At 69.6% G+C, this 12,088-nt stretch carries 10 protein-coding genes; 7 read left to right on the forward strand and 3 right to left on the reverse strand.

What is annotated here, in order from left to right:
• Positions 1-18 precede the first annotated feature (18 nt).
• Positions 19-2,604 carry a nitrite reductase large subunit NirB gene (gene nirB / locus WS51_RS06035; protein ID WP_059774003.1) on the reverse strand — a complete coding sequence of 862 codons (2,586 nt, stop codon included), beginning with the start codon at positions 2,602-2,604 and terminating at the stop codon, positions 19-21.
• Between the two features lie 21 nt (positions 2,605-2,625).
• Entirely contained in the window at positions 2,626-3,951 is a 1,326-nt protein-coding gene (locus WS51_RS06040; protein WP_059451215.1) for an MFS transporter, read from the reverse strand.
• A 674-nt stretch (positions 3,952-4,625) separates the two neighbouring features.
• Here WS51_RS06040 and cobA point away from each other — a divergent pair.
• From cobA to WS51_RS06075, 7 genes are all read left to right on the forward strand, one after another.
• Positions 4,626-5,387, forward strand: coding sequence for a uroporphyrinogen-III C-methyltransferase (gene cobA / locus WS51_RS06045; protein ID WP_069229140.1), 762 nt, complete (start codon positions 4,626-4,628; stop codon positions 5,385-5,387).
• 156 nt (positions 5,388-5,543) lie between these two features.
• On the forward strand, positions 5,544-6,140 hold the full coding sequence (locus tag WS51_RS06050; RefSeq protein ID WP_059507543.1) for an ANTAR domain-containing response regulator: 597 nt from the start codon (positions 5,544-5,546) through the stop codon (positions 6,138-6,140).
• A gap of 5 nt (positions 6,141-6,145) precedes the next feature.
• Positions 6,146-7,189: a CmpA/NrtA family ABC transporter substrate-binding protein gene (locus tag WS51_RS06055; RefSeq protein ID WP_059805128.1), complete on the forward strand. Its 1,044-nt coding sequence runs from the start codon at positions 6,146-6,148 to the stop codon at positions 7,187-7,189.
• A 157-nt stretch (positions 7,190-7,346) separates the two neighbouring features.
• On the forward strand, positions 7,347-7,946 hold the full coding sequence (locus tag WS51_RS06060) for a uracil-DNA glycosylase family protein (RefSeq protein WP_069228783.1): 600 nt from the start codon (positions 7,347-7,349) through the stop codon (positions 7,944-7,946).
• A 33-nt stretch (positions 7,947-7,979) separates the two neighbouring features.
• The gene (locus WS51_RS06065) at positions 7,980-8,765 is read left to right on the forward strand and encodes a YkgJ family cysteine cluster protein (RefSeq protein ID WP_060329598.1); all 786 of its coding nucleotides are present in this window, start codon (positions 7,980-7,982) and stop codon (positions 8,763-8,765) included.
• A 125-nt stretch (positions 8,766-8,890) separates the two neighbouring features.
• Positions 8,891-9,832: a helix-turn-helix transcriptional regulator gene (locus tag WS51_RS06070; protein WP_059507546.1), complete on the forward strand. Its 942-nt coding sequence runs from the start codon at positions 8,891-8,893 to the stop codon at positions 9,830-9,832.
• 129 nt (positions 9,833-9,961) lie between these two features.
• Entirely contained in the window at positions 9,962-10,660 is a 699-nt protein-coding gene (locus WS51_RS06075; RefSeq protein WP_069229141.1) for a fumarylacetoacetate hydrolase family protein, read from the forward strand.
• 116 nt (positions 10,661-10,776) lie between these two features.
• Here WS51_RS06075 and WS51_RS06080 read toward each other — a convergent pair whose 3' ends face one another.
• A complete protein-coding gene (locus WS51_RS06080; protein WP_069229142.1) occupies positions 10,777-11,997 on the reverse strand; it encodes a multidrug effflux MFS transporter in 1,221 nt (406 codons plus the stop codon).
• Positions 11,998-12,088 lie beyond the last annotated feature (91 nt).

Below are 12,088 nucleotides of genomic sequence, written 5' to 3' on the forward strand. Positions count from 1 at the left end.
CGCTGGTGTCGGTCGGGATCAAACGGTTGCGGGTTCGATTGCCGGTTCGACGACGACCGGAATCGAAACGGGCTTGCCGCCCGCGCGCTCGTCGGGCGTGGCGGGCCGGATCTGCCCGCGCGTCTCGACGAACGCGATGGTCGTGTCCGGCGCGTCGCTGTTCACGAAGTGGCGGAAGCGCTTGCGCGTGTCCGGATCGGTGACGGCCTTCTTCCACTCGCATTCGTAGGTGTCGACCACGTGCTGCATGTCGGCCTCGAGTTCGGCCGCGATCCCGAGCTTGTCGTGCACGACGACGTCGATCAGGTAGTCGAGCCCGCCTTCGAGGTTGTCGCGCCAGACGCTCGTGCGCTGCAGCCGGTCGGCCGTGCGCACGTAGAACATCAGGAAGCGGTCGATGTAGCGGATCAGCGTGTCGCGGTCGAGATCGGACGCGAGCAGCTCCGCATGGCGCGGTTTCATCCCGCCGTTGCCGCACACGTACAGGTTCCAGCCCTTCTCGGTCGCGATGATCCCGATGTCCTTGCCCTGCGCTTCCGCGCACTCGCGCGTGCAGCCGGACACGCCGAACTTGATCTTGTGCGGCGCGCGCAAGCCCTTGTAGCGGTTCTCGATGTCAATCGCGAGGCCGACCGAATCGTCGACGCCGTAGCGGCACCACGTCGAACCGACGCACGACTTCACCGTGCGCACCGCCTTGCCGTACGCGTGGCCCGATTCGAAGCCGGCCGCGATCAGCTCCTCCCAGATCGACGGCAGCTGCTCGACGCGCGCGCCGAACAGGTCGACGCGCTGGCCACCCGTGATCTTCGTGTAGAGCCCGTACTTCTTCGCGACCTGGCCGACCGCGATTAGCCCTTCCGGCGTCACTTCGCCGCCCGGCATGCGCGGCACGACCGAGTACGTGCCGTCGCGTTGAATGTTCGCGAGGTAGTAGTCGTTCGAATCCTGCAGCCCCGCATGTTCCTTCTTCAACACGAACTCGTTGAAGCACGATGCGAGGATGCCCGCCACCGCCGGTTTGCACACGTCGCAGCCCAGCCCGTGGCCGTGTTTCGCGAGCAGTTCGTCGAACGTCGTGATGCGCTCGACGCGAATCAGATGGAACAGCTCCTGGCGCGAATACGGGAAGTGCTCGCACAGATGGTTGTTGACCGCGAGGCCCTGCTTCTTCATCTCGGCCTTCATGATCTGCGTGACGAGCGGCACGCAGCCGCCGCACGACGTGCCCGCGCCCGTGCACGACTTCAGTGCGCCGAGGCTCGTCGCACCGTCGGCCACCGCCGCGCAGATCTGCGACTTCGACACGTTGTTGCACGAGCAGATCTGCGCACCCTCGGGCAGCGCGTCGACGCCGATCGCCGGCTTCGCCGCGCCGTCCGACGACGGCAGGATCAGGAATTCCGGCGACTCCGGCAACTCGATGCGGTTCAGCATCATCTGCAGCAGCGTGCCGTATTCGGCCGCGTCGCCGACCATCACCGCGCCGTGCAGGAACTTGCCGCAGTCCGACACCACCAGCTTCTTGTAGACCTGGCGGCGCTCGTCCGCGTACTGGTAGGTGCGGCAGCCGGCCGTTGCGCCGTGCGCGTCGCCGATGCTCGCGACGTCGACGCCCATCAGCTTCAGCTTGGTGCTCATGTCGGCACCGGCGAACGCGGCGTCGGCGGCTTCCTTCACGTCGCCGCCAAGCTGCTTCGCCACCACGCGCGCCATGTCGTAGCCCGGTGCGACGAGCCCGTACACCGTGCCGTTCCAAGCCGCGCATTCGCCGATCGCGTAGATGTCGGCGTCGCTCGTGCGGCACGCGTCGTCGATCGCGACGCCGCCGCGCGGGCCGATTTCCAGGCCGCACGCACGTGCCAGTTCGTCGCGCGCGCGGATGCCGGCCGAGAACACGATCATGTCGGTGTCGAGATGCGAGCCGTCGGCGAACGCCATCCGGTGCGTGCCTTGTTCGCCGTCGACGATCTCGAGCGTGTTCTTGCCCGTATGCACGGTCACGCCGAGCGCCTCGATCTTCGCGCGCAGCATCCGGCCGCCGCCGTCGTCGACCTGCACCGCCATCAGTCGCGGCGCGAATTCGACGACGTGCGTGTCGAGGCCCATGTCGCGCAACGCCTTCGCGCATTCGAGGCCGAGCAGCCCGCCGCCGACCACCACGCCGCGCTTCGCGTGCGTGCCGCATGCCTGCATCGCCTCGAGATCCTCGATCGTCCGGTACACGAAGCAGCCCGCGCGATCGCGGCCCGGCACCGGCGGCACGAACGGGCGCGAGCCCGTCGCGAGCACCAGCTTGTCGTACGCGAGCGTTTCGCCGGACGCGAGCGTGACCGTGTGCGCGACGCGGTCGATCGACGCGACCTGCGCATTCAGACGCAGATCGAACTGCGGATGACGCTCGAAGAAGCCCGGCTCGACGAGCGACAGATCGTCCGCCGACTTGCCCGCGAAGAATTCCGACAGGTGCACGCGGTCGTACGCCGGGCGCGGTTCCTCGCCGAGCACCGTGACCCGCAGCGTGTCCGCCGCGCCGGCCTGCGCGGCGACGCATTCGAGCAGCTTGTGGCCGACCATCCCGTGGCCGATGACGATGAGTTTCATGATGACGTTTCCTTCGGTCGATCAGTTCGCGGCGCTGGCAGCGGCCAGCGCGCGATCGCGCAGCTCGGCCTCGCGTGCCTTGTGTTCTTCGCTGAAGCGCACGGCCATCGCGCACAGCGCGGTCGCGGTGACGGCAAGCCCGAGGAGGCTCAGCGCGTGCTGCACGTCGCCGACGCCCTTCAGCAGGAACGCCGCGGCCACCGCGCCGACGTTGCCGCCCGCGCCGACGATCCCCGCGACGCCGCCGAGCGCCTTGCGGTCGATGAACGGCACGAGCGCATAGGTCGCGCCGCAGGCCATGTGCGTGAAGAGGCCGAAGGTCAGCATCGCGACGAGCGCCATGCCGACGCCTTGCGCATGCGAGAACCAGATCAGCCCGAGCCCTTCGCCGACGATCAGCGCGCACAGCAGCGTCGCGCGCACGTCGAGGCTGCGGCGCGCGGCGATCTTGTCCGACAGCCAGCCGCCGAGCGCGCGGGCGAACAGCGCGAGCAGCCCGAACATGCCGACCGCGAAGCCGGCATCCTTCAGCGACAGCTTGAAGTGATCGACGTAATACAGCGCGGCGATGTTGTGGATGAACACCTCGACGCCGAAACACGCGCCGTACGTGACGAACAGCATCCACACGCGATAGTTGCCGCACGCGGTGAAGAAGCTCGCCCAGCCGCCCTTCTTGCCGCTGTCGACCGTCACGCCCTGCTTGCGCAGCGCGGCGAAGTCGCCTTGCGGGCAGTCCTGCGTGAAGCGCCAGTACGCCCAGGCCATCGCGAGCATCGCGATGCCCGGCACGACGAGCGCGATGCGCCACGATGCGTCGTCGCCGAAGCCGAGCATCAGGCCGGCGGCGACGAGCAGCGGCATCATCGCCTGCGTCGCGCCCGCGCCCGCGTTGCCCCAGCCGGCCGTCGTCGCGTTGGCCGTGCCGACCACGTTCGGCGCGAACATCACCGACGTGTGGTACTGCGTGATCACGAAGCCCGCGCCGATCGCGCCGATGCCGAGCCGGCAGATCAGGAACGTCAGATAGTCGTGCGAGAACGACACCGCGAACACCGGAATCGCGCCGAGCACGAGCAGCCCGACATACACGCGGCGCGGGCCGAAGCGATCGCACAGCGGGCCGACCAGCAGCCGCACGGCGATCGTCGCGGCTACCGCGGCGATGTTGATGTTCGCGACCTGTGCCGCGGTGAGGTGGAATTCACGCGCAATCAGCGGCATCAGCGGCGCGCACGCGAACCACGCGAAGAAGCAGACGAAGAACGCCATCCACGTCATGTGGAACGCGCGCATCGGCGCGGTGCGGAAGCTGAAGAGATCGATACGGGTAGCTTTGTCGGTCATGTCATCCGCCAAACGAAAAACGGCGTCCTGCGCACCCGGTCTCGTCGAGACCCGATGCGAAGGACGCCGTTGCCCATGAAGCCCGTTTCCGGGCGCGTCGGTAATCGGTACTGCGGACGAATCGCCATTGATCCGCCCGAACGAGATTACGCAAACGCCATGCCATGTCGGCCCGAATCGCGCGTGCAGCCGCGCCACGCAAGGCTCGCCGGCCCCTGCGCGCATTGCCCATGCGCGCCGCGCGCGATACGTCAGGATGCAGAGAGGCACAGATGTGGTGCGCTGCAGCACTGTCAGCGTGCGACATCGCGGTGCGCGATGACGGGGCGCGATGCACGCCGATGCCGCCTCGCGTGCGCCGCGCCGCCGCCCGGCCGCCCGCGTGCCGGGCTTCGTCGCGCGCGCGGCGTCGCGCATGTCGCTACGCTTGCCGTCGCGATCGCGCCGGTTGGCCCGGATATTGCTGAATCCGGACCACACCGGCAACGGCGCCGGTGGGCAGTCTCCGCAAGTCGGGCCCGCCGTCGCAGGCGGGCGCAGCAGACCAGGACAACGACGTCCCCCCGTGCGCGGCACGGCCGGATGCCGTGGTCGCTTCGACCGCCCGCCGCCGCCGCGAGCAACAACGCAATATCGATCGCCGCACGCGCACGCGCGCGGCAATGGAATACGACATGACGACTGGAAAAGTCACGCTGCTGGGCGCCGGCCCCGGCGATCCCGATCTCCTTACGCTGAAGGCCGTCAAGGCGCTGGCGGCCGCCGACGTGCTGCTGCTCGACGATCTCGTCGCACCCGGCATCGCCGAACTCGCGCCGCACGCGCGCGTGATCCGCGTCGGCAAGCGTGGCGGCTGCCGCTCCACGCCGCAGGCATTCATCGAGAAACTGATGCGCCGCTACGCGCTGCGCGGCGCGCACGTCGTGCGCGTGAAGGGCGGCGACGCACTGCTGTTCGGCCGCGCCGGCGAAGAACTCGCGACGCTGCGCGCCGCAGGCATTCCGGTCGACATCGTCAACGGCATCTCGTCGGGCTTCGCGGCCGCCGCGACCCTGGGCATCTCGCTCACGCACCGCGAGCACTGCCACGGCGTGACGTTCGTCACCGCGCACCGCCAGGACCACGGCGAACCCGATTGGGCGACGCTCGCGGCGAGCGGCACCACGCTCGCGATCTACATGGGCATGAGTCGCGTGGACAGCATCGCGGCGGGCCTGCTGGCCACATTGCCGGCGTCGACGCCGGCCGCCGCCGTGCAGTGGGCCGGCACGCCGCACGAGCGCCGCTGGACCGGCACGCTCGGCGGCCTCGCGCGCGGCGTGGCGGCAGCCGGGCTCGGCAGCCCGGCCGTGATGCTCGTCGGCGCGGCGATCGGCGAAGCCGCCGTGCAATGCACCGATGCCGCCGGCGATGCGATGCGGTTCCGGGCGGCATAGCATGCGCGGTCCGCATCACATCTCCGGTCACTGCAGCGGCGTTCGCGCCGGCTGTCCGCGATGCGGCCGCGACGCGCGCAATCCGTCGACGCGCGCCCGCACCCCGCATCCGCCCTTCAACCCTTGCACCGAAGTTCGTCCGTCCCCGCTCGCGTCATGAGTTCGTCCGTCCCGCCCGCACGCCTGCGCGTGCTGCTCGTCACCGACACCGACAAACCCATCGGCGAACTCGGCGACGCGCTCGCGCGCCTCGGCTACGAGATGCTCAACGACGTTGCGACGCCCGCGCGCCTGCCCGCCGCCGTCGAGGAGCAGCGCCCCGACGTCGTGATCATCGATACCGATTCGCCGTCGCGCGACACGCTCGAGCAACTGGCCGTGATGCACGCGACCGCGCCGCGTCCCGTGCTGATGTTCAGCCACGATGCCGACCAGGAGCTGATTCACGCGGCGGTCGGCGCGGGCGTCAGCGCGTATCTCGTCGAGGGCCTGTCGGCCGAGCGTCTCGCGCCGATCCTCGAAGTCGCGCTTGCGCGCTTCTCGCACGACGATGCATTGCGGCGCCGGCTCGCCGACGTCGAGCGCGAGCTCGCCGAGCGCAAGCTGATCGACCGCGCGAAGCGCCTGCTGATGGATCAGCGCAGGCTGTCCGAGCACGACGCGTATGCGTTGCTGCGCAAGCGCGCGATGGATCAAGGCCAGCGCATCGTCGACATCGCGCGGCAATTGCTCGATGCGACCCACCCGTCATGAATGCCATGAAACCTTCGCCTCCCGCCGCGCCGGAACGCGCGCATCTTCGCCTCGGGTTCGTCGCGCTGAGCGACGCGGCCCCGCTGATCGTCGCGCAACACCTGGATCTCGGCGCGCGCCATGGCCTGACGCTTGAGCTGTGCCGCCAGCCATCGTGGGCCGCCGTGCGCGACAAGCTGCTGAGCGGCGAACTCGACGCCGCACACGCGCTGTACGGGCTCGTGTGCGGGCTGCAGGTCGGCATCGGCGGCCCGCAAGCCGACATGGCCGCGCTGATGGTCCTCAACCGCAACGGCCAGGCGATCACGTTCGCCCGTGGTCTCGCCGACGCGTACCGCGCAAGCGGCGACGTCCGCGCGGCGCTCGCCACGCTCGGCCGCAAGCCGCTGCTCGCACAGACTTTCCCGACCGGCACGCATGCGATGTGGCTGAACCACTGGCTCGCGTCGCACGGCGTCGATCCGTTGCGCGACGTGCGCAGCGTCGTGATTCCGCCACCCGAGATGGTCGCCGCGCTCGCGAGCGGCGAGCTCGACGGCTTCTGCGCGGGCGAGCCATGGCACGCGGTAGCCGAAGCCTGCGGCGCGGGCCGGACCGTCGCCGTCACCAGCGAGATCTGGCCCGATCATCCGGAGAAAGTGCTCGCGGCCCGGCGCGATTTCGTCGCGCTGTATCCGGCCACCGCGCGCGCGCTGATCCGCACGCTCGTCGATGCGTGCGCGTGGCTCGACAGCGCCGCGAATCGTCGCGAGGCGGCCGACTGGCTCGCGTCGCCCGACGCGCTCGGCGTGCCGGCCCGGCTCATCGCGCCGCGCCTGCTCGGCGACTACGGCGCGGGGCCGTTCGCGCAGCCGCCGCTGCCGATCCGCTTCCACGACGGCGGTGCCGTGAACCGCCCGGATCCGCAGGAAGGCCGGTGGTTCCTGCTGCAATACCGGCGCTGGGGCATGCTCGACGGCACGCACGACGACGCGGCCATCGCCGCGGCGATCGCGCAGACGGCGTTGTATGATGCTGCCGTCGCCGAAGGTGGTGCGGCAGGCCAGTGATCCCGCCCCTGGATGCCGTGGCCGCCGCGCGGCGCTGTGCGACAACCGGCGGAACGCCTGACGCGATGCGCCGGTTTCCGCGCCGGTCCGTGCCGGGCCACCGCGCCGCACGGATGCGTTGGCCTGCGTGCCGCCACTCCGTCCCCGTTCAGAATCGATGTCGAAACGAACGCGCACGCCGCTCGACGTGCTGCTTACCGAAATCCGCGCGTGCCGCGCCTGCGAAGCCGAGCTGCCGCTCGGCCCGCGCCCGGTTGTGCGCGCCCATCGCGACGCCCGCATCCTGATCGTCGGGCAGGCGCCCGGCGCTCGCGTCCACGCGAGCGGCATCCCGTGGGACGACGCGAGCGGCAAGCGGCTGCGCGACTGGCTCGACGTCGACGCCGACACCTTCTACGACGAGACCCGCTTCGCGATCGTGCCGATGGGCTTCTGCTACCCGGGCCGAGGTGCGAGCGGCGACAACCCGCCGCGCCCCGAGTGTGCGCAGCTGTGGCTCGACCGGCTGCTCGCCGGATTGCCGTCGATCCGGCTGACGCTGCTGATCGGCCAATACGCGCAGCGGCATTTTCTGCGCGACACGCGCAAGGCGACGCTGACCGACACCGTGCACGCGTGGCGCGATTACGGCAACGGCGTGCTGCCATTGCCGCATCCGTCGCCGCGCAACCAGGCGTGGTTCAAGCATCATCCGTGGTTCGACGCCGAGATCGTGCCCGAACTGCGCCGCCGCGTCGCGCCGCTGATCGCCGGCTGACGCAAGCTGCACCGTGCCCCGCTTTCTATCGAAATGAATCAGAACGACATCGACTTTTCATGCACCGGCTGCGGCCGTTGCTGCCATGACCTGCGCATTCCGCTGACCGTCGCCGAGGCCGCTGCCTGGCTGCGGCGCGGCGGCCACGTGGAGCTGTTGTGCGACGCCATGCCATGGCCCGTCGAACCGGCGCCCGACGACGCGTTCGCCGCATACAAGCGCGCCCGTTCGTCGCCCGCGCTCAGCGGCACGCTGCCGGTACGCGTCACCACCCTGCTCACCGCGTCCCATGCCGGCCCGTGCCCGAACCTGCTCGACGATCTGCGCTGCGGCATCTACGACGAACGGCCGCTCGTGTGCCGGATCTACCCGGCCGAGGTCAATCCGTTCGTGCCGCTGATGCCGGACGGCAAGCAGTGCCCTCCGGACGCATGGCAACACGCGCCGCTCACCCGCGGCGGCACGATCGTCGATGCGCTTACGCGCGAGAACATCGTGCGCGCACGGGAAGCCAGCGCGGCCGAGGCGCCGCTGCGCGCGCGGCTGTGCGCGGCGCTCGGCATCGATACGGCGGCCGTCGCGAACGAAGGCTTCGCGATTCACGCGCCGCCCGCCGACATGCTGCTGGCCGCGCTCGGCACGCTCGCCGATGCACACTCGACAGCGGCCGCCGAGCCAGCGCCGAGCGCATGGACACTGGTCACGAATCGCAGCGCGACCGCCGACACGCTCCGTTCGGTCGGCGCCTCTAGCCAGCTTGCGGCAACCGACGAAGCCGGCACGCGCTGCCGCTACCTGGGCTTTCATCCGGCCGGCTGATTGCCTTGCCGCCGGGCGGATGCGTGCCGCCCGGCCTGCCGCCCGGATCGCGCCCGCGGATTCCGGCCGCGCGCGGTTCGCTGTACCATCGCGGCTCAACCGCGTCACGAACAGCAGAATCCTTCATGCCCTCCACCGCCCCGCCGCGCCTGTACGGGATGCCCGAACGCAGCGACCGGCTCGATTTCTACATCCGCGACCAGGCGTCGCGCCAGGCGATCACCGAGCCGCACCGGCACGCGTATTTCCAGATCCAGTTCAACCTGGGCGGCGACACCGAGCAGCGGATCGGCGGCGTCACACGGCCGTTTCCGCGCGGCGCGCTCGCGTTCGTGCTGCCGCACCGCGAGCACCTGATTCCGCATCCGGAAGGCGCGCACTTCATCGTGATCAACTTCAGCCAGGCGTTCCTGCGCGCCGATCTCGACGTCGATCCGCTCGATCTCGAGGATGTCCCCGCGCACCGCTTTCCCGAGCTGACGCCGTTCCGCTTCCAGGAACATCTCGACTTCATCCTGACCGGCGACACGTTCGACGAGGCGCGCCGCCTCGCGCTGTGCATGCTCGATGCCGACCGCGTGCGCAGCTTCGGTTCGACCACGTTGCTGCGCGGCTACCTGCTGCAACTGATCGGGCTCGTCTGCACGCAGTACGCGGGTGCACTCGACAAGCTCGCGCAGCGCGGCGCCCAGCGCGCGGGCCGGCGCGACGCGCTCGCGCGCGTGCTGCGCCACGTGCGCGCGAACCTGACCCGCGAGGACCTGACGCTCGCGGCCACCGCCGAGGCCGCGTTCCTGTCGCCGAACTACCTCGCGCACCTCGTGCGCAAGGAAACCGGCAGCACCTTCACCGATCTCGTGACCGAGCGCCGGATCGCGCTCGCGCAATCGCTGCTCGCGCATACGAGCCGGCGCATTGCCGATATCGCGCGCTCCGTCGGCTTCCGCGATGAAGGCTATTTCGCGCGGCGTTTTCGCGCGCGGGTCGGCGTGTCGCCGAAGGCGTATCGCGACGCGAATGCCGCGCTGCCGGACGGCGATGAAGCGGCGCCAGGCGGCGACGCGTAGTTTTGTCCGGTTAAAGCGCAGTTTCGTCGCATCCGGGCGCGGATGCGTCGGGTATCGTTCCATGCATGCCGGCCCGTGCTGCGTTGCCCGGGCGACGGCATGCGTCTTTTCATCGAACGAGGCCATCCGATGTCCGAATACGTCATCGACGCTTCCGAGCGTCCTTCCGTCGAAGTCGAACAGTCTGCCGCGCGCTATCCGGTGCGCCGTGTGTTCTGCGTCGGCCGCAACTACGCCGACCACGCGCGCGAAATGGGTGCCGATCCCGACCGCGAACCGCCATTCTTCTTCACGAAGCCGGCCGATGCGATCGTCCCGGCCAGCGGCACCGCCCCGTATCCGCCGCTGACGAGCGACCTCCACCACGAAATCGAGCTGGTCGTCGCGATCGGCAAGGACGGCCGGTCGATCGACCCGGCCGACGCGCTGTCGCACGTGTGGGGCTACGGCGTCGGCGTCGACCTGACACGCCGCGACCTGCAGGCGGAGGCGAAGAAGCTCAGCCGGCCGTGGGACTGGGCGAAGGGCTTCGACGCGTCCGGCCCCGTGACCGCGCTGCGCCCGGCGACCGCGACCGGCCATCCGGCAAGCGGCCGGATCTGGCTCGCGGTCAACGGCGAAACGCGCCAGCAAGGCGATCTCGCCGACATGATCTGGGCCGTGCCGGACGTGATCGCGTATGTGTCGCGCTCGGTCGAGCTGAAGGCCGGCGACCTGATCTTCACCGGCACGCCGGCCGGCGTCGGCGCGCTGCAGCCGGGCGACCGCGTAACGGGCGGCGTCGACGGCGTCGCGACGTTCGAGTTCGTGATGGGGGCGAAGCCGTAAGGGATCGTGTGGTCGATGCGACGTGGCGGCCGTTCGACGGCCGTGGCGTCGCATCGTGCCGTTCGTTGCCGGTTCGGGCAGCGATCACATCGCGGCGGATCGGCATGCCGGTTCTTTCACGGCGACCGCACATTCCGTTCGCGTGCGTCGAAGCTTCGTATGCACACGGCGGCCGCCAGCGCGAGCGCCGTGGACAGCAGCATCATGGCCAGCGGCGCATGGCCGGCGTTAGCGACGGTCAGCACCAGCCCCGTCAGCGACGACAGCGCGGCCCCGCCCGCGATTGTCATCGCCCCGGCCAGCCCGGATGCGCTGCCGGCGAGTTCCGGTCGCACCGACATCGCGCCTGCATGCGCACCCGGATTCGACAGCCCGTTGCCGATGCCGATCAGCACGCACGGCCCGAACCACGCGATTGCGTGCGTCGCCCCTCCGAGAAACAGCACGAGACCGATCGCAGGCCCCGCGCATGCGACCACGCGGCCGCACAGAATCGTCGTGGCCAGCGGATAGCGATGCGCGTAACGCGCAGCCAGAAAGCTCCCGCAAACGAAGCCGGCCGTGATCGTTCCCATGTAGAAGCCGATTTCCGTGGGCGGAATGCGAAACACCGATTGCGCGACGAGCGGCGCGCCGGCCAGGAACGCGTAGAAGGCACCGGTCGAAAACGCCATGCAAAGCGCATAGGCCCAGAAGCGGCGCGCGCGGAGCAGCGCGGGATACGCGCGAAGCTGCTGGGCGAGCGTCGTGGCGCGGGTCGCATGGGTTTCCGATAGATCGAACATGCACCAGCCGAGCAGCGCGATGCCTGTCGCACCAAGCAACCAGAAGCTCGCGCGCCACCCGAGCGTCTGATCGAGCACGCCGCCGAGCGTCGGCCCAATCATCGGCGCGAACGCGGCCGCCATCGCCGCATAGCCGATCCGGCTCGCCGCGCGTGAACCGCAGGCTGTGTCGCGCAACGTCGCCATGGACACCGGGTAGACCGACGTGATCATCGCTTGCATTAGCCGGCACGCGAGAAACACGTGGATATCGGTCGCCATCGCGCAGCCCAGCGATCCGAGCGTGAAGACGCCGAGGCTCGTCAGCATGATCGGTCGCCGCCCGAAGCGGTCGGATAGCGGTCCCATTACGAATTCGAGCGAGGCGGCGACTGCTGCGTAGCCGCCTAGTGACAGTGCGACTAGCGCGTAGTCGGCGCGCAGGTCGCGCGCGATCGCGGGTAGGGATGGCAGGAACAGGCTCAACGGCAGCACGGAGAACGCGCATAGCTGGATTAGCGTCGCGTGTCGTGGTGGGGTGCGTTTGGAAGCTATCGGCAGGTTTGGTTGCAAGCAGATGCCCTCCGCACACGCCGTCACGTGGCTGTGCGCTATGGAAGATGAGCGTTTTCCGTGGATTTTCGCGGGTGTCGCTTGTCGACCC

This window comes from Burkholderia territorii (assembly GCF_001718335.1).
Taxonomy (GTDB): Bacteria; Pseudomonadota; Gammaproteobacteria; order Burkholderiales; family Burkholderiaceae; genus Burkholderia; species Burkholderia territorii.